The organism is Streptomyces sp. SudanB5_2050, assembly GCF_964272335.1.
Taxonomy (GTDB): Bacteria; Actinomycetota; Actinomycetes; order Streptomycetales; family Streptomycetaceae; genus Streptomyces; species Streptomyces rochei.
Genome location: NZ_OZ186760.1, coordinates 3,620,214 through 3,641,034, shown reverse-complemented (window position 1 = coordinate 3,641,034; position 20,821 = coordinate 3,620,214). Strand labels below are relative to the sequence as shown.

The window sequence follows — 20,821 nt, the reverse complement described above, 5'->3', positions numbered from 1 at the left end:
GTGTGGTGTAGTCCACACGGGTGAACTGGCACAGGACGGTACCTGGCGTTCACCTGATCTGTCAGTACCTGCGGGGCTGTGAACTTCGCCGAAATTTTCGAATCACATCGTTCACCGGCTCTGTGTACAGTGGAGCCGCCGCGCGCTCCGCCGCGCGACGCCTCCTTAGCTCAGCTGGTCAGAGCGCCGCTCTTGTAAAGCGAAGGTCGTCGGTTCGAATCCGACAGGGGGCTCGGCAGCGAAGGCCCCGCCGTCCACGGGACGGCGGGGCCTTCGGCGTCGGCGCGGGGCGGGGCGGGCCGGGGGCTACTTGCCCTCCGGCAGCGGTGCGGGCTCGCAGACCGCGCCGCGCTTCGGCGGCCTCCCGTCGAGCAGGTACGCGTGGACCGCGTCGCGCACACAGGGGTTGCCGGAGTCGAAGGCGCCGTGGCCCTCGCCCCGGTAGGTGAGTTCGAAGCCGACGTCCTCGCCCAGTGCCTCGGCCATGCGGGCGGCTCCCTCGTACGGGGTGGCGGGGTCGCCGGTGTTGCCGACCAGCAGGATCGGTGCCGCGCCGGGCGCGCTCACCTCGGGGTGCCGGGCCTCTCCGGGGACCGGCCAGCCGGCGCAGGAGAGCGCGCTCCACGCCAGGCCCGGGCCGAACAGCGGGGACGCCTCGAGGAACTCGGGCATCCTGCGCTCCACGTCGGCCACGGTGTAGCGGTCGCTGGAGTCGTCGCAGGTGATGGCCCTGAAGGCGTCGTTCTCGTTGCTCCGGTCCACGGGATCGTCCTCGGTGCCGTCGTCGCCGTCGCCGCCGCCGGAGCCGTGCTGGCCGAGCACCTCGGCCAGCTCCGCCAGGACGTCGCCGTCGCCGCCGGTCACCGCCTCCAGGCCGACCAGCAGCGCGGGCCAGAAGCTTTGGCTGTAGAGCGATCCGGTGATCGCGGAGATGACCTCGTCGCCGTCGAGTTCGCCGCCGTCCGAGGTGGCCAGGGGGGTGTCGTCGAGTTCCGCCTCGAGGTCGACGGCGGTCTCCACGATCGCCTCGACGTCCTCGCCGAGCGTGCAGCGCTGCTCGACGCACCAGCGGGCGAAGTGCTCGAAGGCGAGCTGGAAGCCGGCGGCCTGGCCGAGCGCCCCCTCCATCATGTCCTGGGTCGGGTCGACGACACCGTCCAGCACGGCCCGGCCCACGCGCTCCGGGAACAGGTGGGCGTACACGCCGCCGAGCTGGGTGCCGTACGAGATCCCGAAGTAGTGCAGCTTCTCGTCGCCGAGGATCTGCCGCATCAGGTCCAGGTCGCGGGCGGCCTCGGTGGTGCCGACGTACGGCAGGACGTCGCCGGAGTTCTTCTCGCACGCCGCGGCGATCAGCTCGTTCAGCTCGACCAGCGCGTCGGACTCGTCGCCGCCGTCGTCGGGCGCCTGGTCCACCTTCTCCTCGGCCTCCTCGGCCGCCTCGGGGTCCAGGCAGCGCACGCCGCGGCTGTCGCCGACGCCGCGCGGGTCGAAGCTCACCAGGTCGTAGCGGGTGCGCAGTTCCTCGTAGTCGGTGGCGAAGGCGGGCAGCGCGGCCACGCCGGAGCCGCCCGGGCCGCCGAAGTTGAAGAGCAGCGAACCGAGCCGGTCGTCCGCGTCGCCGCTGGAGCGGGCCCGGATCAGTGCGATGCCGATGGTCTTCCCGCCGGGCTTCTCCCAGTCCAGCGGGGCCCGCATGGTGGCGCACTGCCAGCGGGTGCCGTCCGGGAGCGGGGCGGGGGCCTCGCCGCCGCCCTGGACGGGGCTCGGAGCGGGGCAGTCCCGCCAGTCCAGGGTCTGTTGCCGCAAGCGGTTCTCGTCGGGTCGGTCGCTCGCCGCCGCGGTGCCGTCGGCTCCCCGGCCGGCGTCCCGTTCCGTCGGCGCGCAGGCCGCCAGGGAGCAGGAGAGCAGGGTCGCGGTGGACAGCAGGGCAGCGGTGGATATCAGGCGTGCTGTGGGCATGCGCTCAGGCTCCGGCGGGCCGGACGCGGGCGCGCGGTACGGCGTCCATTCGGCGCAAGCGGCCCCCCGCCCGGTGACGGGGCGGGGGGCCGGTCCGGTGACGCGGGGACGGGCGGGTCAGGCGCGGTTGGCGCTGGAGGGGCCGAAGAACTCGATCTCCGCGATGGCCACCTGCTTGTTCGCGGAGGCCGCGTGCGCCGACTCGATGGTGAAGCGGACCTTGGTGACCTCTCCGACCCGGAAGGGACGGCGCTGGCCGCCGGCGCCCTGGTCCAGGGTCAGGTCGCGGGTCATGGTGCTGCCGTCCTTCTTGGTGATGGTCGCCTCGACGCGGTGCGGCAGCGCCGACTTGTTGAGCTGGTCGGGCTTGGTGGAGGTGCCCGGGGTGATGATCAGGTCCAGCAGCCGGGTCGGCTCGGTGAAGCCGACCTCGACCCACTGGCCCTGGCCGGACTGCGAGATGCCCGGGCCCCACCAGGTGTTGCTGCGCTTGTCGACGAGCAGTTCCGGCTGGTGGCCGGGGAAGGAGCGGGAGGCGGTGATCCGGTCGGGGGAGACCGGGGCGCGCTTGGCGAAGTGGTCGCGGGTGGCCTGGACGCCGTCGGGGACGTAGACGAAGCCGAGGACCACCAGGGTGATCACGACGGCCAGGGTGATCCAGGTGCCGATGCGGTCGAACACCCGGCGCAGACGCGGGCGGTCACCGGCCCAGGGGGTCTCCTCGCGCCGGCCGCCGAAGAGGCGGCGCCACCACGGGGCGGGGCGCGTATCGGCTTCGCCGGTGCGCGTCAGGGGCATCGCGCAGCGTGCGCAGTAGTGGCGGTCGGGCCGGTTGGGGGTGGAACACCACGGGCAGGGCGGGCCGTTGGCGATGTCCGGCTGGTGGCCGGGCGCGCGCACCTGCGGCCGGTCGGCGTCGGGTCGGCCGGGCAGTACGGGGGCGACGGCGGGGGGCGGGGCGACAGCGGGCGTCTCCGGGTCGGCGACGGGGACCAGGAGGGAGCGCGCCCGGTGGTTCATGGTGTCGCTGAGGGCGTTCGGGGCGGCGCCGTGCTCGGGGGTGAGGGGGGCGGTGGGAGCGGTGTCCTCCGTGTCGCGGGCGGGTGCGGCGGGCGAGGTGGGCGGCGGGCCGTCCGTACGGGGCGGTACGGGGCCTGGCGTGGCCGCGGCGGACTCCGGGGCCGGCGGGGCGGTGCGGGGTGGCGCGGCGTCGGTCGACCAGGCGGGGGTGGAGGCGCCGGGCGGACGGGCGCCGGTGGGGTCGGTGTGGGCTGCTGCGGAGGGAGCGGGGGCCGTGGGCTGTGGGGCCGGTGTGGGTGTGGGTGCGGGTGCTTCGGCCGTGCCGGCTGCCGGGGCTGTCGCGGCCGGTCCGGTTGTCGCGGTGGGCCCGGTTGTCGAGGCCGGGGTTGTCTGCCAGGCGGTGGCCGGGGTTCCGGCGGTGGGTGCGGAGGAGGCGGTGGTTCCGGCCGTCGTGCCGGTGGGGCCGGCGAGACTCGCGGCTCCTGCCGCCATCCTCGCCGTGCGGGCGGCACGCGCCGCCCTCGCCGCGCGTGCGGCGCTCACGGTGTCGGCGGTGGCGGTGGGCGCGGCGGGGCTCGCCGTCGGTTCCGGTGCCGGGGTCGTGGCGTTCCCGGCCGTTCCGGTGGCGGGAGCCTCCGCGCCACGGTCCGTGCCGGGCGCGCGGTGGGGGTCCGTGGCACCGGCGGGTACTGCGCCCGGTGCCGATGCCGATGCCGGGTCCGTGCCCGGAGTCGTTGCTGTCCCCGCGCCCGCGCCCGCGCCCGCGCCAGGAGCCCTTTCCGGCCCTGCGTCCGGGGCCGTTCCCGATCCGGCGCCCGCGCCGGGGCTCGCCGTCGTGCCCGCGCCCGGTGTGGAGCCGGAGCCGGTGGTGTCGGCCCGGTCGGGGGCGGGGTGCGGGGCCGCGGGTCCGGCACCGTGGCCGGGGGCGTCGTCGCCGTCGGGGCCCGATCCGGCGGACGATCGGCCCGCGAGGCCGGAGCGGTCCGGGGGGACGCCCGTGCCGCCGGGGCCGGGGCGGTCGAAGGCGTCCCAGCCGGGATTCTGGCCGGACGAGGACGAGGACGAGGACGAGGACGAGGACGAGGCGGCCGGGCGGGTGGCGCGGGCGGTGCCGGCCTGTTCCCAGCGGAGCACGGCGCCGCACGCGTCGCAGAAGGACTGGCCCGGTTCCGCGCGCGTTCCGCACTCGGCGCAGTTCTGCGTGGTCATCTCTCCGGGGTCCTTTCGGAGGCGGTCACTTCGACGGTGTAGGGCATGTGGGCCGGGCGGGCCGCCGCGACCAGGGCGTCCAGGCGGTGCCGGTCGGCCGGGGTCGGGTCGGGCAGCCGCAGGGCCACGTGGAGGTGGGGGCGGGGTGTGCCGGGGAACGGGCCGAGGGGACGGGCGTTCCACGCGGCGCCGCCGCTCTCGCTGATGTCGGGCTCGGTGCCGAAGGCGAGCCGTACGGCCTCGGCGAGGCCCTGCCGGGTGCCCCGCACGCGGTGCAGGCGGGCGGCGGCGGCCACGGCGGCGCGCAGTCGCGGCTCGGGTTCGGTGCCGTCGGTCTCGGCGCCGACCCAGGTGCCGAGCCACTGGGCGAAGTCGGCCGGGGTGAGGGCCGGGTCGAAGTAGGTGTCCAGGCAATCGAGGACGTTGAGGATGGGCGCCAGGACGTCGTCGAGGCCGCCGACGAACCGCTGGGCGAGGTCGTCGTCGGCGAAGACGGCGGGCAGCATCGTGCCCAGGGGCAGGGAGGAGCCGAGGCCGTCGACGGAGCCCCGGTAGGGCGTCGTCGTCATGTGCCGTCCCCGATCACGCGGACGCGGTGGTCGAAGGAGAAGACCAGCGAGGGCGGTTGGAGGTCGATGCGGTCGGTGGGGTCGCCGCGTTTGCCGGTGAGGGGGTCGGCGGGGTGCAGGACGACCTCGTCGACGAGTTCGACGCCGGGAACGCGTTGCAGTACGGCGAAGACCTCGCCGGTCTGCACGGGGCGGCCGAAGGGCCAGCCCTTGCCGTCGGCGCCGCCGGTGAGCGGGTCGAGGTGGCGGTAGAGGGCGTCGTGGGCCTGGCGGCGCACCCGGTCGGTGTCGACGCCGCGGAAGGCGTGGACGGTCGCGACGACGGTGACGCCCTGGTAGTAGGGCGGGCCGACGGCGAGGCGGGTGCCGATGAGGCGGCGTTCGTCGAGGTGGCGGGTGATGCGGGCCAGCAGGGCGTCGCCGGGGACGAGTTGCTCGAAGCGGAGCCGGCCGCCCGGGTCGGGCACGGCCTGGGGGACGACCAGGACGCGGACCGCGTAGGCGCCGTGCTCGCCCTCCTCGCCCTCCAGGCAGGTGATGCGGGCGGTCTCGGGGGCGGCGCGGCGGGCCAGTTCCTCGTAGTCCCGCAGGGTGACGGCGCGTTCCTGGGCGCGCAGGGTGATCGGCGCCCGGAGCTTGGCCTCCTCCACGGTCTCGCCGTCGACGCCGCCGCGCGCGGCCTCGCGGTTGACGACCTCGGAGACGTACGGGATGGAGGTGCGCAGCACCTGTACGGCGCCGCGCGCCACGTTGCCCGCCCTGCCGCCGCCGGTGCGGTAGCGGCGGGCGCGGATCACGGCGCCCTTGGGGGCGACGGTGCCGTACTGGCGCAGGGTGCCGTCGGGTTCGCGGACGGCGGGGCCGAAGGCGATCTCGCCGGTGGCGGCGTCGAGGGTGACGTGGTGGTCGTCGGGGCCGGAGGCCGCGAAGTGCGGGACGACCTGCCAGTCCTGCCAGCCGTCCCCGGCGGCGGTCTGCAGCAGCAGCGGCGGGTCGTCGGCGACGACGGGCGCGTGGGCCAGGCGCAGCCGCTGGCCGGGCAGGCCGGTGGACTCGCCGAGCGCCTCGTCGTGGACGGTCTCGGCGTGCACGGCCCGGGTGGTGCCGCCGATGGTGTACGCCTCGGCGGAGCGGATGGTGGGGGAGGTCGTGTAGAAGGGCTGGCCGGGCAGCGGGTCGGTGACCCGGCAGCGTATCCAGCCCGCCTCGTGGCCGCCGTTGCGGGACAGGACGTGCCCGCCGGGGACGTGCAGGACGATGTCGCCGGGGCGGTTGAGGCCGCCGGTGCCGTCCTGGTCGACCTCGCAGAGCTGCCAGCCGTCCTCCGTCCACGCCTCCCAGACCAGCGGCGGCTGGCGGGGGTCGACGCCGACGCCGTCGACGCGGCTGTCGAGTTCCAGGGCGAGGGCGCAGTCGGGGGTGGCGGCGGTGAGGCCGATCAGCATGCAGTCGCCGGGCTGCGGGGCCTCGGCGAAGCACAGCAGGTCCTTGCCCTCGACGAGGTCCGTGGTGCGGTCGGTGACGGGCTCGCCGCGGTGCTGCACCACCAGGTGCCCGAGCGCGCACGGTACGACGACCAGATCGCGTTCGGTGGCGAAGACGACCGCCTCGTCCCGCTCCGTGCGCAGGGTGGCGACCTCGGCGCCGGACGGGATCAGGATCGCGTCCTCCTGCGGCGCGGACAGCCAGAAGGTGACGTCCGTGCGGGCGGCCGACGGCGGGAAGAGGGTGATGCCGACCAGGTCGAGGAAGGCCAGGTGGTTCTTCTCGGGGACCCGGTTGAGGCGGTAGACGATCTGGTCGGCCATGTGGGCGACCGTCTCGACGAGGGTGACGCCGGGGTCGGAGACGTTGTGGTCGGTCCACTCCGGGGCGCGCTGCTGGATGTAGCGCTTGGCGTCGTCGACGAACTGCTGGAAGCGGCGGTCGTCGAGGTTGGGGGAGGGCAGGGACATCAGCGGTCGCTTTCGGGAGAGCCGGGGTGGCCGGGGAGGCCGCCGGGACCGCCGGGACCAGCGGTCCCGGCCGGTCCGGCGAAGCCGCCGGGCAGGTCCGGCTCCTCGTGGGAGGGGATGACGTAGAACGGGAAGACGAGGCTGCGCGGGTTGTTGGTGCCGCGGATCGAGTAGCGGACGTCGATGTAGAGCACGCTCTGGTCGGTGCCGGAGCTGACGTCGACCTCGTGGACCTCGATGCGCGGTTCCCAGCGGTCGAGGCTGGCGTACACCTCGTGCTGGATGCGGCCCGCGGTCTGCTCGTTGACCGGGGCGAAGACCAGGTCGTGGATGGCGCAGCCGAACTCCGGGCGCATCGGGCGCTCGCCGGGCGCGGTGGCGAGGACCAGCCGGATGGCCTCCTCGACCTCGCGCTCGCCGCTGACCAGGGCGATGCCGCCGGTGGGCGAGATCCGCATGGGGAACGCCCAGCCGGAGCCCACGAACTGTTCGGCCATCAGTGGGCCTCCTGCCTTCGTTTTCCTGCGCGCGCCGTGGGCCCGGCGGGCCGGCACGGCAGTCGTCGTCCGGTCATGCGGGGAGCGGGTACTTCACGGTGTTGACGAACACGGCACCGAAGAGATCGACCTTGATGCCCTTGATGTTCACGTTGGCAACGGCGTTGACCGACACCATCCCGGTGGCGTTGATCGAGGTCATGCCGCTCGACGACAGGTTCATGGCGCCGCCCATCGCGTTGACGTTGACGGCCCCGCCCAGTGACGTGAGGCTGACCAGCCCCTTGCCCTTGAGGGTGAGTGGCCCGCCGCTGTCGATCATCACGGAGCTGCGCCCGCGCAGGGTGAGGCTGGTGCCCGCCTCCACCGACACCGAGCGGCTGCCGGTGATGCTGACCGAGCCCTTGCTGTCGACGGTGATCTCGGTCCGGGTGCGGTCCAGGTTGATGATCAGCTTGTCGTTGCCGCTGGCGATGCGCACCCCCTGCTTGCGGCCGCCGGTGCGCTGGCTGAGCAGGTCGACGCGGTTGCCCTGGCGGTCGGACAGGGTGTGCCGGGCGGCCTGCTTCTTGAGCCCGTCGTGCAGCGGCACGTCCGGGACCTTGGTGGGCAGGTCCCGCCCGTTGTAGAGCCCGCCGATGACGAACGGGTGGTCCAGCGCGCCCCGGTCGAAGCCGACCAGCACCTCGTCGCCGACGTCCATCGGGAAGACCCCGCCGCCGCCCTTGCCGCCCAGCTGCACGGTGCGCGCCCAGTCGCTGACGTAGGTGTCGTCCAGCCACGGGAACTGGAGCTTGACCCTGCCCTGCTTCAGCGGGTCCTGTACGTCGGTGACGATGGCGTTGGCGACGCTGGGCAGCCGGGCCGCGCTCGCGGCGTCCACGCCCCCGCCCCCGCCGCCCGAGGCGAGCCCGTACAGGGAACGCCACTGGCGTCCGCTGACGGTGATCCAGGACTCGTAGTGCTTGCCGTCGCCGAAGACATGGCGCACCGAGGTGACGGTGTACTTGCCCTCGAAGGGCTTGCCGACGTCGGAGAGGGCCACGGGGACGCCGGGCCGCAGGTCGGGGTTGCCGTAGACGGCGACCTCCAGTTCGGCGAAGGAGGAGGTGACGTCGGCGGCGAGGGCCTGGGCGGCGTGCCGGACCTCGTCCTGCTTGTCGTAGGGGTTGGCGGTCTCGACGAGCTTGGCGGGCTTGAACTTCCCGGCGGCCTGGCCGGGGGTCGTGCCGATGCTGAAGCCCGGGTCGGCGGTGGCGGGCGCGACCTCGGTGATCTTCTTCTTCGTCGTGACGTTCCAGCCGCGCGACTCGACCTTGCCCACCTGGTCGGCGGCGGTGACGGCGGCCCGCAGCCGCAGGATGTCGTGGCCGGCCTGGAGGACGAAGGTGCTCTTGTCGCCGTCCGTCTGCGGCGAGGGCGCCCCCGCCGACGGCTTGGGCGTCACGAAGCGGAACTTCCCCTTGGCGTCCAGGGACATCACCATGTTGTTCTCGTCGGCGAGCCGGGACAGGAAGTCCCAGTCGGTGACGTTGGACTGGCTGATGAACCCGTACATGCCCTTGGTCGGCTGGATGCGGCCGATGGACACCCCGTCCAGGGCGGCGAGCTTGCGGGCGATGTCGGACGCCTTCTGGTTGCGGTACGCGGCCACCCGGCGCTGGCGCATCATGCGGTGCCCGTAGTCGTACCCGCGGATGACGGTGAAACTGCCGGTGCCGTCGTAGTCGGCCTCCAGGCCGGTGACCTCCCCGGTCAGCAACGGGTTGCCGATGCCCTGCCCGTCGGCGATCGGCGTGATGACGACCTTGGTGCCGAACTGCACGTTCAGCTTCCCGAGGACCAGACGGTAGGGGTCGCGGAAGGTGAGGCGGAAGGCCGCGGGCACGCCGACGCCCTGGTCGACCCAGCCCTCCACGAGCAGGGGCGCGATGTCGGACGGCAGTTTCGCGCCGCCGATCTTGACCTCGACGATGCTGGAGAACGCGGGACGCACCATCAGTGGGGCACCTCCTCGGTGGCGGGCAGCATCAGTTCGGTTCCGGTCGGCAGAGAGGACGGGTCGTCGATGCCGTTGGCCTCGGCGATCGCCCGCCACGCGCTCGCGCTGCCGTACTCGCTCCACGCCAGCGACTGCAGGGAGTCCCCGGCGACGACGCGGTGCACGCGCTGGGCGGTGAGCGCGCCGGAGGTCGGGTTCTGGCCCTGGGTCGGGCCCGGGATCTCCACCAGGGACACCTGGCAGGTGGCGCGGATCGGGACGCCGGTGGTGCCGAAGAGGGTGTACTGCGCCTCGATCGACGCGACGTACGCGGTGAACCGGGCCGTGGAGAAGGAGCCCCACTCGAAGACCACCCAGGGCGGCGAGGGCTGCTTGGCGGCGATGCTCTTGGCGGTCACCTCGCAGCACAGCAGCAGGGACTCGACCTTCTTCATCACGGTGTTGCCGCCCGGCTTCATCGAGGAGTCCAGGAAGATCTCCAGGGACATCTCCCGAGGGTCGGCACCCATGAACTCCGGCTTGGATCCGTCCCGCACGGCCATGGTCGGCGTCGCCTTCCACTGCGCGCGCTGGGTGAGGGACAACTGCGCCGGGTTGAACTCGAAGGCGAACCTGCGCATCAGCGCGCCGGGCGTGGTGGTCGTGCCGGTGGGCGGTTCGTGGATGGCGAGGTTGGCGCGCACGAGGCTCTTGCCGGCACCCTTGCCGCTCTGTGCCATGGTCTCTTCCCTTTCTGTCCCTCTGCGGCGGGGGCGCCGTCAGTCCGTGAAGCCGTGGTGCGCGATCTCCAGGACCTCCGTGGCCACGGCCGGGCTCGCGGGGTCGAGGCTGGGCCCCTGCCAACTCACGGGCAGCACCTCGATCAGCCCCCAGCGGGCGACCAGCGACCCGTCCGCGCGCAGCACCGAGATCTGCGCGGTGGGCCGCTTGATGCCGGTCTGCACGGACGAGATCCACTTGGCGACCTTGGCCGTGTCCGGGGTGAGGGGCCGGGTCAGCCGGATGTTGGAGTAGGAGACGCGGGTGGGCAGTTGCCACACGAACCCGTTGTTGCCGCCCTCCTGGCGCTGCTCGACCTCCACGTGGGACGACAGCCCTTCGCACCCGTTGAAGTAGCCGAGGCTCTCGCCGTCGATGGTGAGGGTGAACCAGATCGTGGAGCCCGGGTCCTGGCGGGGCATCGGGGGTGGCCTTTCTGTCGGTGGGGCGAGCCGTGGGGCGCGAGGGTTCGGCCGGGGCGGCCGGGTGGGCCGGTCAGGCGCGGGGGTCGCGGAGTCTGCCGACGCGTTCGCGGTCCATGCGCAGCTCCGTGCGGACCAGGCGGGTGACGCGGCCGATGATGCGGTGCACCAGTTCGTCCAGCTGGAAGTCGGTCAGCTCGCGCGGATCGAACCCGCCCGCGGGGACCGCGCTGTACGCGGGCGGCGGGTCCGTCTCCGGGACGGGCGGCGCGTGCGGCGGCCGGCCGCCGGGCGGGGACGTGGCCGCGCTGTACGACGGCGGTGGTTGGTACGGCGGCGGGGCGGCCGGCGACGGCGCGGGCCCCTGCGGTGAGGCGTGGGGCCGCAGACGTCCCAGGGCGTCGGCGACGGTGGCCGACGCGGCGGCGGCGAGGGCGCCGATGGTGCGGCCCGGGGCGCGCTGTACCGGCGGCGCCGGGGAAGTCGCCGCGGGTGGTGCCACCGGGGCACCGGCGGGCCGGAGCGCGAGGGGCGGGGCCGCCGGGGGCGGGGTGAGGGAGGCCACGGGCAGCGGGGCGTGGACGGCGGCGGCACCTGGCGGACCGGGGCGGCGCAGGGGCACGGGCGCGGGCCGGGCGGCGGAGGTGCGCTGGACGGCGGCGGGGGCGTGCCGAGCGGCGGGCGCGTGGAGGGGGGTGGCTGTGGTCGGTGTCGTGGTGCGTTCGGCCGAGGGGGGTGGGGGCGTGCCGGGGGAGTGGGGGGCCGGGAGCGGGGGCGGTGCCGGGGGCGGCGAGATCACGCGCTGGACCGGCGGGAGCACGGGCACGCCAGGACCGTCAGGGGCGGGCGCCGAGGACGGGGGCGGGGGCACGGGCGTCGGCCGGTCGCGGTCGGTGGCGCGCTGGACCGGCGGGGCCGCGAGGGGCCTGCTGTCCGAGGGGGCATCGGCCAGGGGCGCGCCCAGGGGCGAGCGTCGCCGGTCTGCGGGGCGGGGCGTGGGGGCGGGGGCCTCGCGGGCGGGCGTGGACGACTGGGGCGCCGGGGCCGGGGCCGGTTCCGGGCGGGCGTCCGCAGGCTTCGAGAGGGGCGCGCCGAGGCCCGCGCGGGGTGCCGCGGTGCTGCGCCGGCCCGGCGGTACGGCGCCGGGGGCGTCCGGGGCGGACCGGTCGGCGCGTACGACGCCGGCGCCGACGGAGTGGCGGGCGGCGGATGTCCCGGTCACCGGCCGGCCGACGGGAAGGGAGGCCCCTTCCACGGCTCCCGAGGTCGGCGGCCGCACGGCGGCCGACGTGACGTCGGTGCGGCCGAGTCGGGCCGGGAAGGCGGCCGTGGCGCGCTGTACCGGGGGCGGGGCGGCCGGGCCGGTGGGCGGGAGGAGTGCCGCGGGGTGGGTACGGGGGGTCCGGTCGGACGTCGAGGAGCGTGACACGTCCGGGCCGGCCGGCGCCGCCGGGTGGGGCGGCACCGATGCCCGGCGCTGGACGGGGGGCTCGGTGGCGGATGCGTCGAGGGGGCGGTTCGCCGTGGGAGGGGTGGTGGGTGCGGTGGGGGCCGCGCGGTGCCCGGCGTCGGCAGGACCCCCCGGTGGCAGGCCGGCGGTGGCGGGCAGGGACGGGCCCGGTGCCGGAGTGCCGCGGGACACGGCCCGCTGGACCGGGGGGAGGGGGCCGGTGGGCGCGGTGTCGCCCGTGCCCACGCCCGTGCGGGAGCCGCTGCCGGGACCGGTGCCGGGAGAGGGGGAGTCGTCGCGCGCGGTCGGACGGTCGCTCCGGGGCGCTGAGCGCTGGACCGGGGTGCTCGATGCCCGGGTCCGGTCGGGTGCGGGCGTCGCCCGGTCGACGGTCCCCGAGGGGCGGGAGGTCGGATGCGTCGAGGGCGTGGTCGGGACACCGGAGGTCGTGCCGCTGCCGTGGGCAGGGCCGTCGGAGGAGACCGCCCGTTGGACGGGAAGCCCGGTCGCAGCGGCCCCGGCGGGACGGTCGCCGCGGGAGACGGCGCCCGGCGCAGGGTCGGCCGCGGACGCGGCCCGCCGACCCGGCGTGTCCGGGTGCGTGGTGCCGGAGGCGCGGGTGGCGGACGTCGGCGCGGAGTCGTGGGGCTCGGAACGCCGGACCGGCGCGGCGGACGAGGCGCCGGAGGCGGACGTGGGCCGGGGGGCCGTGGGGCGCGACGCCGGGAGTGTGGGCCGGGCGGAGACGGTCGGCGCGGGGGTGGCGGGCGTGGATCGCTGGACGGGGAGGCCGGCCGTGGTGCCGTCGGAGCCGGCCGGCGCGGTGCGGGGGCCGGGGGCTTCCGGCGGCAGGGGTGTACCGGGGGACGGCGTACGGGCGTCCGGCACGGTCGGGTTGCCGGCGCCGGCGGTGTGCGGACCAGAAACGGGCGGGGTGGACCGGGTCGGCGCGCCGGCTGCCGGCGTGGCCGAACTCCGGTCGCCGGACGCGCTCGTGTGGGGGCCGGGCGTGGCGCGCTGTACGCGGGTACCGGCGCCCGGCGCGGGTGGGGTGCGGTCGCCGGGCGTCGTCCGCCGGACCGGCGTACCCGAACTCGAGTTGCCCGCCTCGCGGTTGTCGGTCGCGCCGGTGCGAGGGTCCGCTGCGCCACCGGAAGGGGGCCTCGTCTCCCGCCGGTTGACGGCGCGCTGCACCGGCGCGCCGGATGCCGGGACACCTCCCCGAACGCCGGGGCCTGCGCCGGGTGTCTGTCCGGGGCGTGCGTCGACGCCGGTGCCCGAGCCGGAACCGGGCGCGGGTCCGGAGCCCGAGCCTGGCTCGGGGCTGCGGTGGACGGTGATGCCGGGCGCGTGTCCGGAGCGTGAGCTGACGCCGGTGCCCGAGCCGGTGCGGGGGCCGTGTCCGGAGCTGTCGGCGGGTGTGTGTCCGGGGCCTGAGCCGATGCCCGAACCCGAGCCGCTACCGGGCGTGAGTCCGGAGCCCGAACCCGCACGGGACGGGAGACCGGTGCCGGTGCCGGTGCTACGGCTGACGCTGATGCCGGGGCCGGTGACCGAGCCGGTGGCGGGTGCCGGACCGGAGAGTGAGCCGACGCCCGAGCCCGGACCGGGACCGGGGCCGGAGGCCGGGCCCGAGCCCGGAAGGGAGCCCGCGCCGGAGTCGGGCGGGGTCGCGGTGGGCCGCGCCGGGGAGCCGTCCGTCGGCCGGTCCGGGGACGCGGCCGTCGCCCGGGGCGGGACGGAGTCCGTCGGTCGGGCGGGCGAAGGGTGGGGTGAGTGTGCCGTGCGCTGGACGGGAGCGTCGGCCGACGCGGTCGCGCGGGCACCGGACCGGCCCTTCCCGGGCACGCCCCCGGCGGGAGGGCCGCCGGGGGCGCCTCGGTCGCCGTCCTCCCGGGACGGTGCCGGACCCGAGGTGCCGGACCCGGCGCTGGTCGTCCGGCGGCTCGCCGGCAGGGTCCGGTGCTGCACGGCCGCCGGTACGGACGGCGCTCTGGTGAGGGAGTCCCGCGCGCGGGACACGTCGGGCGGCACGGGCGTCGCACGGACACCGCGGGCACCCGGGGCCGCCGTGCCCACCGGAGCCGCCGGGAACGCCGGAGCCGCCGGGGACGCCGGACTGACCGGAGCAGCCGGACCCCCCGGAGCCGGACGCACGGGGGACGGCGCCGGACCCGCCGGAGAAGCCGGACTGACGGCGGAAGCCGGGCCCTCGGGGGACGCCGGGCCCATGGGCGCCGCCGTTCGGGCGGAGTGCGACCGCTGGATCGGCGACCGTTGCGCCGGCGACCGTTGGACCGGCGGGGTAGGGGCCGGAAACGCGGCGGCCGCCGACGGGGGCCGCGTACGCCCCGTGGGAGCCGTCGCCGAAGGGGGCCCCGGCGAAGGGGGCGGCGGTGTGGCCCGCAGCGGCGCGACCGGCATGCGCCGCGCCGCCGGCTCACCGCCCCGGGACGCCGACGGCGGCCCCGGTGAAGGGGGAGCCGTGGCGGGCGGCGCCGACTCGGTGAACGCTCCCGAGAGCAGGCCGTGGCCGGCCGCCGGGTCCAGGACCGCCGGGGACGGCATCCCGCTGAACGACGGGTTCTGCCACGTCGGCAGCCGTCCGCCGAACCCGGAGTCCGCGACGCCGGTCCGCCGGTCGTCCGTCGCCCGCTGGATGGGCGGCAGGCCGGTCCAGGCGGCGACGGCCACGGGCGGCGCGACGGCGCCGACCGCCCCGGACCCGTCCGGAGCCCCCGAGACGTCGGAAGCGCCGGTTCCGCCCGAAGCCCCCGGCACGTCTCCCGTCCCCGCCGTTCCCGCCGTCCCCGGCGTGGACGGACTCGCCGTCGGGCCGTGCCCGGAGGTCGCCGCTCCGTCGGTGCCGGTGCCGCGTCCCCGCAGTCGGTCCAGGAATCCCACCGGTCAGCCCTCCGCCGCGCCGCGCGTCACGAGGGACGCGATCTGCTCCGTGTACCGGCGCCGGTCCTGGTGCTCCAGGTCCAGGATCGCGTCCAGGCCCCAGTGGAAGTGGTAGGCGACGTACGCGATCTCCTCGTGCAGCCGGTCGGTCGCGTACGTCACGATTCCCCCAGGCGGCTCCCGCCGAGTTCCACCTCGAAGGGTTCCGAGCAGTGCGGGCACTGCACGGCCGCGCGGGTGTGCCCCTCCGCGTTGATCTGGCGGTAGAAGTCCTGGAGGAACGCCAGGTCGGAGGCGAACATGTTCTCCACGATCCCGTCGTGCACCATCGTCAGCGTGCCGAGCCGGGTGATGACCCGGCCCAGCAGCACCACCGACAGGTACGCGGGGTTCTCCTGCACGCGCACGTCGCGCAGCGGGACCAGTTCGTCCCGGGCCGTCGACAGGCGCATCACACCGTCCCGGTGCAGCGTGCCCGACTCGTCGACGTAGCCGCGCGGCAGCTCGAAGGGGAACTCGGTGACCAGCTGCCGGCGGGGCGCCGGGTCGGCGGGGACCTCCGCCGGAGCGGCGGCGGGAGCAGAACGGGGGAAGTCCGCTCCCGCCGCCGCGGTCTGGGGTGGAGCGGCCGGTGCCTTGGCAGCCGTACGCCGCATTACTCGATGACCAGTTCTTCGAACACGATGGTGACGGTCTCGGTCAGCGCCGCCGCCTCGCCCGCCTTCACGGTGCTCGTGTCGATCTTGCTGCACCAGGCGTTGCGCAGGTTGTACCGCTTCACCGGGTTGTCCTGGAAGTCCATCATGATGATCGACGCGTTCTTGCGGGCCGTGCTCATCTGGCCGCGGATCGAGTCGTTGATCCACTGGGTGAACGACGCGGACTGGGTCATGCCGCGCACGACGGTGCACTGGCCGTTCTTCTGGACGCCCGGCAGCAGCGCCACCTCGGCCCGGCCCTGCGCGCTGTTCTGCTGGTAGGTGATGACGTCCTGTTCGAGGGTGAGGCCGCTGACCTCGGCGAGGTACTCGACCATCACACCGTCGATCTGGAGGCCGAAGTTGTGTGAAGTGAGGGCGTCACCCGGCTGGAGACTCATGTGTTCGCTGTCCTTCTGGGGATGGGAGGGGGCTTACGGGGAGCGGACGGACGCGCCTACTCCTCCAGCTCCCCGCTGCCGCTGGAGAACTGGGCCAGCCGGAAGATCACGAACTCGGCGGGCTTGACCGGCGCGATGCCGATCTCGCAGATGACCCGGCCGAGGTCGACGGACTCCGGCGGGTTGGTCTCCTCGTCGCACTTGACGTAGTACGCCTGCTCGGGGCTCTGGCCGAACAGGGCGCCGTTGCGCCACTCGTTGACCAGGAACGCCGAGACGTTGCGGCGGATGCGGGCCCAGAGGTTGTGGTCGTTCGGCTCGAAGACCACCCACTGGGTGCCGATCAGGATCGACTCCTCCAGGTAGTTGAAGTACCGGCGGATGTTCAGGTAGCGCCACGCCGGGTCGGAGGAGAGGGTGCGGGCGCCCCAGACGCGGATGCCGCGGCCCGGGAAGGCGCGGATGCAGTTGACGCCGATCGGGTTGAGCAGGTCCTGCTCGCCGCGGGTGATCTGGAGTTCGAGGTCGACGGCGCCGCGGACGACCTCGTTGGCGGGGGCCTTGTGCACACCGCGCTCGGAGTCGTTGCGGGCCCAGATGCCGGCGACGTGGCCGCTCGGCGGGATCATCCGGGACTGGCCGGACGCCGGGTCGAAGGTCTTGATCCAGGGGTAGTACAGGGCCGCGTACTTGGAGTCGTAGCCGGCCGTCTCCTGGCGCCAGACGCGTATCTGGCGGGCGTTCAGACCGGGCGGCGGGTCGATGACGGCGACGCGGTCGCCCATCAGCTCGCAGTGGGCGATCAGACCGAGCTGGACGGCCTTGACGGCCTCCAGGTCGATCGCGCCGCGCTGGTAGGCGGCCATCAGGTCGGGCACCGCGACCATGGACACCTCGTCCACGGCCTCCAGGCCGCCGAAGCCGGTGCGGTCGGCGGAGTCGCCGAGGTACTGCGCGGGGCCGGGGTGCGCGACCTCGCCCGGCGCGGCGGCCGGGGCGGCCTTGTCCACCGGGGCGGCGGGCGGCGCGGGAAGGGCGACGGTCTGGTTCTCCGGGCGGGCCAGCTGCGCGGACGGCGCGGCCTCCGTCACGGTGATGAGCTTGGAGCGCTCCTTGACCTGGGTGACGACATAGGCGCGGTTGCCCTTCTTGGCGCTCACGTCGAAGGTCTCGACGGGCTTGTCGCCGTCCTTGACGATCAGCTTGAAGCGCTCGGCGGGGCCCTCGCCCTCGGGGTCGGCGACCTCGACGGAGAGCGGGCCGTTCTGGCCGGCGGCGGTGGCCGTCACGGCGAAGGTGCCGAGCTGCCTGGGCTCGGCGGCGGGGAGCGCGGCGGGGGCGGCGGAGCCCGTGACCGCGGCCGGCGCGGCGGCCGTGCCCGAGCCGTCGGCCGCGGCGTCCTCGGCGGAACCGCCGACGCGGACGACGTAGGCCGCGCTGCCGCCGTTGTTGAAGAACCCGTAGACGGAGTGCGCGAGGTAGTACCCGTCGGTGAAGTCACCGAACGCCGCGACGTACTGGGTCCAGTTGGTGACCAGTGTGGGCTCGTTCAGCGGGCCGGTCGGCGCGAGCCCGACGAAGGCCGCGACCGAGGTGCCCACCCCTTCGATCGGGCGCGAGCCGCTGGCCACCTCCTCGACGTAGACGCCGGGCGACAGGTAGGACGGCATGCTCTGCTCTCCTCGGGGTACGAGACAGGACGCCCCTCAGCCTCGCGCGCGCGTTGCGCCCGCCGAAACGGCCCCGGGGGCCGGAGCGCGGGCACCGACTCTGCCCCCGGCTGTGCCTGTTGGGGCAGGCGGCCCCATGGACGCGCCACCGCCGATCCACGCTTTCGTCCCCCCGCCGCGTCCTGTGCGCCTCCTTCTGCCCCGGGAGTTGCCCTCGTTGCCCTGTCGGCGGTGGGGGTGCCCGGGTGAGGCTGGGTGGTCAACCGTCGGTGTCGAAGGGAGCATCGTGCGCGCGCACGGAACGCGGAGCCGAACGTCCGACGAACGGGAGTCCACCCGCCCCGTGGTCCCGCCGAGCGCGCCGGTCCAGCGGATGCTCGACCTCCAGCACGCGGCGGGGAACGCGGCCGTGGCGCGGACGGTGGAGGCCGGACGGCACCGGCACGGACCCGGCTGCGGGCACCCGGCCCCGGTGCAGCGGGAAGCCGTCCGGCACGAACACGGTCCGGGGTGCGGACACGGAGCGGCCCTGGACACCGCCCCGGAGAACCAGCGCGGCCTCCTCGAAGCCGCCAAGGCCACGCCGAGCAGTCCGCTCCCGGGGGCCTTCCTCAGCCAGGCGAAGGCGTTCTACCGCAACGACCGGCTCTCCGAGGGCCGCGTGCACGACAACCCCACGGCCCAGCGTGCGACGGCGGCCCTGGGCGCACAGGCCATGACCGTCGGGAAGGACATCTTCCTCGGCCCGTCGGCGGTCGGGAACACCAGGATCCTGGCGCACGAGGCCAGCCACCTGGACAAGAACCTCCGCGGCGTCCGCGAGACCGGCAACGACAACGGCGCGGGCGTCACCGTCACCGACCCGGGCCAGGACTCCGAACGCGCCGCGGAGACCGACGGCGCCGCCTTCGAGGCGGGCGCGAGCACCGCGCCGTCCGTGGTGGCACAGCGGGCCGTCGGGGCCCACGGGGGCGAGCAGGACGGCGCCGTGCAGCGCAGTACGGGGGCGACGAAGGCCGTGGTGCAGCGGGCCCTGGACACCGCGCTGATCGCGTCGGCGACGGAGACGCTGGGCATCACCCGCGCCGTCAAGATCGTCGAGGTGCCGCCCGGTGTCCGGGCCGACGTGCCCTTCGGGAAGTACCCGGACGGCTGTGTCGTCGGCCTGAGCGCGGCCGACAAGGAGCTGACCGTCCAGCAGGTCAACGGCTGGCACGACGGCAGTACGCCGGCCAGCGAGGTGGTGGCACAGGCCGGTGGCGGCGGCTACCTGGCGCAGTACGGGATCATTTTGACGAACAGCGTCGCCGAGGGCGGCTACACGGTCGCGCAGACCATCCAGCACGAGATGGGGCACCTCAAGCAGCACCAGGACGGCTTCGACGTCAACATGGCCGGCGGCCGCCGCGCCCTGGTCGAGTACCACAACATCCTGGTGAACGAGAACGCGCTGACGGGTCAGCTGCGTACCGAGTACACGAGCGCCGACAACACCATCCCCAGTGCCGTACGCGCGCGGGCCACCCAGGAAGGCGTGAACCTGGCCAACCCCTGGACCGCGCTGGTGAACTACGTGCGGACCAGCGGCGATGCCGGGCAGCAGCGCCTGCTGGATGCCATCACGGCGGAACTGGGCAACAGCAAGTACGACGAGGAGGAGGGGCGCGGTTTCGCGAAGAAGCCACGGCGGGCGAAGATCCAGGAGCGCGTCGGACGGATGTACTTCAACGCCCTCTTCGCGCAGCCGGCGTCGTGACCCCCGGGCCGCTCGACCGGTCCGCCGGGGCACAGGGGTCTGCCCCGGTGGCTCCTGACGGGACGCCGCCGGGGACCTAGCGTCGAGGTGTGAGCCTTTGGACTTCCCTGGAGCCCGCGTCCGTCACCGTCGATCCCGGCAGCAGTACGCGGGTGCGGCTACGGGTGCGCAACACCGGCGATGTGGTGGACGAGTACCGGTTCGAGCCGGTGGGGGATGTGGCGCCGTGGACGACGGCCGAGCCGCAGACGCTCAGGCTCTACCCGGGTACCACCGGTACCGTCGAGCTGACCTTCGCGCCGCCGCGCACGTCCGACGCGGTGGCGGGGCCGAACCCGTACGCGGTGCGGATCACGCCGACGGAGCATCCGGAGGCGGTGACGGTCCCGGAGGGGAACCTGACGGTCACGCCGTTCACGGAGGTGCGGGCGGAGTTGGTGCCGCCGACCGTGAAGGGGCGGTTCCGGGGCCGGCCGCGCCTGGCGGTGGACAACCTCGGTAACACCAAGGTGACGGCGTCGGTGTCGGGGAGCGACACCGGCGACCACCTGTCGTACGAGATCCGTCCGGGGAACGTGCAGATCGAGCCGGGTCGTGCGGCGTTCGTGGAGACGACGCTGAAGCCGCGGCAGGTGATCTGGTTCGGGTCGAAGGAGGAGCGGCCGTTCACGTTGGCGGTGCGGCGTTCCGGGGTCGATCCGACGGAGGTGGAGGGGACGTACGTCCAGCGTGGGTTCCTGCCGCGTTGGCTGGCGACGTTCTTCGGGTTCGCGCTCGCGCTGTCCATCGCGTTCGTGATGATCTGGATCGCGTACAAGCCGCAGGTCCGCAGCAGCGCCACCGAGCAGGTCGAGCAGGCCGGTGCCGCCCTCGCGCCCAGTCCCAGCGCCTCGGCCGAGACCCTGCCCAGCGCGCCCGAGGCGCCCCCCGAGCAACCGGTCGCACCCGAGCAGCCGGCCTCCGAGGAGCCGAAGAACGACGGCGGCGGTGGCGGAGGGGGAGGGGGAGGCGGGGGCGGCGGCGAGTCCGAGAAGCCCGCGCCGCCGAAGCCGGTGGTGCCCGCCCAGAACGTCCTGCTGCGCAACGCCACCACCGGCATGTGCGCCGAACTCCCCGGCCGTGAGCAGGGGGAGGTCAACGGGCCCGTGCAGCAGGCGGTCTGCGACGACACCGACGGGGACAACCAGATCTGGGACCTCGAGGTGAAGGACGAGAAGGGCGGCCCCGGCGGCGCGGCCCTCTTCCAGATCCGGAACGTCAAGGACAAGCTCTGCATGGACCTGGGCGAGTTCGGCGCCCGGCCCATCACGACGCCCGTCTCCGAGTTCCACTGCGACGGCACGCTCGCCGACAACCAGCTGTGGTGGATCGACAAGCAGCCCAGCGGCGACTACTGGATCCGCAACGTCGTCAGCGACAACAAGTGCCTGGACGTGAGCAACGCCGACGGCGGCGGCCTCTTCGCCCGGCTGACGCTCTACAACTGCACCAACACCGACGACCAGGAGTGGAAGATCGTCCCGGTGGAGAAGGACTGACCCGACGAC

General features: G+C 74.7%; 15 protein-coding genes and 1 tRNA gene. 3 read left to right on the top strand and 13 right to left on the bottom strand.

All coding sequences use genetic code 11. The annotated features are described in order from the left end of the window. Positions 1-159 precede the first annotated feature (159 nt). Positions 160-233, top strand: a tRNA-Thr gene (locus ACFZP7_RS16120). Positions 234-306: 73 nt separating this feature from the next. Here the strand turns inward: ACFZP7_RS16120 and ACFZP7_RS16115 are convergent. The 13 genes from ACFZP7_RS16115 to ACFZP7_RS16055 all read right to left on the bottom strand — a co-directional run bounded on the left by ACFZP7_RS16115 (position 307) and on the right by ACFZP7_RS16055 (position 17,518). Next, positions 307-1,962 carry an alpha/beta hydrolase gene (locus ACFZP7_RS16115; RefSeq protein WP_385634672.1) on the bottom strand — a complete coding sequence of 552 codons (1,656 nt, stop codon included), beginning with the start codon at positions 1,960-1,962 and terminating at the stop codon, positions 307-309. A 117-nt stretch (positions 1,963-2,079) separates the two neighbouring features. Then, positions 2,080-4,191 carry an NADase-type glycan-binding domain-containing protein gene (locus ACFZP7_RS16110; protein ID WP_385634671.1) on the bottom strand — a complete coding sequence of 704 codons (2,112 nt, stop codon included), beginning with the start codon at positions 4,189-4,191 and terminating at the stop codon, positions 2,080-2,082. Beyond that, complete coding sequence (locus ACFZP7_RS16105; protein ID WP_019326692.1) at positions 4,188-4,760, bottom strand: phage tail protein; 573 nt, start codon at positions 4,758-4,760, stop codon at positions 4,188-4,190. The genes ACFZP7_RS16110 and ACFZP7_RS16105 overlap by 4 nt, the downstream gene beginning before the upstream one ends. Further along, positions 4,757-6,715 carry a putative baseplate assembly protein gene (locus ACFZP7_RS16100; protein WP_385634670.1) on the bottom strand — a complete coding sequence of 653 codons (1,959 nt, stop codon included), beginning with the start codon at positions 6,713-6,715 and terminating at the stop codon, positions 4,757-4,759. Before ACFZP7_RS16100 ends, ACFZP7_RS16105 begins: the two co-directional genes overlap by 4 nt. Continuing rightward, positions 6,715-7,212 carry a GPW/gp25 family protein gene (locus ACFZP7_RS16095; RefSeq protein ID WP_031016184.1) on the bottom strand — a complete coding sequence of 166 codons (498 nt, stop codon included), beginning with the start codon at positions 7,210-7,212 and terminating at the stop codon, positions 6,715-6,717. Before ACFZP7_RS16095 ends, ACFZP7_RS16100 begins: the two co-directional genes overlap by 1 nt. A gap of 73 nt (positions 7,213-7,285) precedes the next feature. Continuing rightward, the gene (locus tag ACFZP7_RS16090) at positions 7,286-9,211 is read right to left on the bottom strand and encodes a VgrG-related protein (RefSeq protein WP_385634669.1); all 1,926 of its coding nucleotides are present in this window, start codon (positions 9,209-9,211) and stop codon (positions 7,286-7,288) included. Next, positions 9,211-9,933: a LysM peptidoglycan-binding domain-containing protein gene (locus ACFZP7_RS16085; RefSeq protein ID WP_220672230.1), complete on the bottom strand. Its 723-nt coding sequence runs from the start codon at positions 9,931-9,933 to the stop codon at positions 9,211-9,213. Before ACFZP7_RS16085 ends, ACFZP7_RS16090 begins: the two co-directional genes overlap by 1 nt. 39 nt (positions 9,934-9,972) lie before the next feature. Further along, entirely contained in the window at positions 9,973-10,395 is a 423-nt protein-coding gene (locus tag ACFZP7_RS16080) for a phage tail protein (protein WP_385634668.1), read from the bottom strand. A 73-nt stretch (positions 10,396-10,468) separates the two neighbouring features. After that, positions 10,469-11,221 (bottom strand): hypothetical protein, encoded by a 753-nt coding sequence (locus ACFZP7_RS16075; RefSeq protein WP_385634667.1) that lies wholly within the window; start codon positions 11,219-11,221, stop codon positions 10,469-10,471. Positions 11,222-14,752: 3,531 nt separating this feature from the next. Then, entirely contained in the window at positions 14,753-14,911 is a 159-nt protein-coding gene (locus tag ACFZP7_RS16070; RefSeq protein WP_019326686.1) for a DUF6760 family protein, read from the bottom strand. Then, positions 14,908-15,405 carry a hypothetical protein gene (locus ACFZP7_RS16065; protein WP_019326685.1) on the bottom strand — a complete coding sequence of 166 codons (498 nt, stop codon included), beginning with the start codon at positions 15,403-15,405 and terminating at the stop codon, positions 14,908-14,910. Before ACFZP7_RS16065 ends, ACFZP7_RS16070 begins: the two co-directional genes overlap by 4 nt. Next, positions 15,405-15,848, bottom strand: a complete 444-nt coding sequence (locus ACFZP7_RS16060) for a phage tail protein (protein ID WP_019326684.1) — start codon at positions 15,846-15,848, stop codon at positions 15,405-15,407. The genes ACFZP7_RS16065 and ACFZP7_RS16060 overlap by 1 nt, the downstream gene beginning before the upstream one ends. Positions 15,849-15,904: 56 nt before the next feature. Next, the gene (locus tag ACFZP7_RS16055; protein WP_019326683.1) at positions 15,905-17,518 is read right to left on the bottom strand and encodes a phage tail sheath subtilisin-like domain-containing protein; all 1,614 of its coding nucleotides are present in this window, start codon (positions 17,516-17,518) and stop codon (positions 15,905-15,907) included. 286 nt (positions 17,519-17,804) lie between these two features. Here ACFZP7_RS16055 and ACFZP7_RS16050 point away from each other — a divergent pair, with 286 nt between their 5' ends. After that, positions 17,805-19,274: a DUF4157 domain-containing protein gene (locus ACFZP7_RS16050; protein WP_385634666.1), complete on the top strand. Its 1,470-nt coding sequence runs from the start codon at positions 17,805-17,807 to the stop codon at positions 19,272-19,274. A gap of 89 nt (positions 19,275-19,363) precedes the next feature. Further along, the gene (locus ACFZP7_RS16045; RefSeq protein WP_385634665.1) at positions 19,364-20,812 is read left to right on the top strand and encodes an RICIN domain-containing protein; all 1,449 of its coding nucleotides are present in this window, start codon (positions 19,364-19,366) and stop codon (positions 20,810-20,812) included. Positions 20,813-20,821 lie beyond the last annotated feature (9 nt).

Excerpts from the sequence above, each read along its gene's own strand:
- ACFZP7_RS16060 (WP_019326684.1), bottom strand. The coding sequence starts at position 15,848 with ATGAGTCTCCAGCCGGGTGACGCCCTCACTTCACACAACTTCGGCCTC.
- ACFZP7_RS16080 (WP_385634668.1), bottom strand. The coding sequence starts at position 10,395 with ATGCCCCGCCAGGACCCGGGCTCCACGATCTGGTTCACCCTCACCATC.
- ACFZP7_RS16055 (WP_019326683.1), bottom strand. The coding sequence starts at position 17,518 with ATGCCGTCCTACCTGTCGCCCGGCGTCTACGTCGAGGAGGTGGCCAGC.
- ACFZP7_RS16095 (WP_031016184.1), bottom strand. The coding sequence starts at position 7,212 with ATGGCCGAACAGTTCGTGGGCTCCGGCTGGGCGTTCCCCATGCGGATC.
- ACFZP7_RS16085 (WP_220672230.1), bottom strand. The coding sequence starts at position 9,933 with ATGGCACAGAGCGGCAAGGGTGCCGGCAAGAGCCTCGTGCGCGCCAAC.
- ACFZP7_RS16110 (WP_385634671.1), bottom strand. The coding sequence starts at position 4,191 with ATGACCACGCAGAACTGCGCCGAGTGCGGAACGCGCGCGGAACCGGGC.
- ACFZP7_RS16105 (WP_019326692.1), bottom strand. The coding sequence starts at position 4,760 with ATGACGACGACGCCCTACCGGGGCTCCGTCGACGGCCTCGGCTCCTCC.
- ACFZP7_RS16065 (WP_019326685.1), bottom strand. The coding sequence starts at position 15,405 with ATGCGGCGTACGGCTGCCAAGGCACCGGCCGCTCCACCCCAGACCGCG.
- ACFZP7_RS16090 (WP_385634669.1), bottom strand. The coding sequence starts at position 9,211 with ATGGTGCGTCCCGCGTTCTCCAGCATCGTCGAGGTCAAGATCGGCGGC.
- ACFZP7_RS16100 (WP_385634670.1), bottom strand. The coding sequence starts at position 6,715 with ATGTCCCTGCCCTCCCCCAACCTCGACGACCGCCGCTTCCAGCAGTTC.
- ACFZP7_RS16115 (WP_385634672.1), bottom strand. The coding sequence starts at position 1,962 with ATGCCCACAGCACGCCTGATATCCACCGCTGCCCTGCTGTCCACCGCG.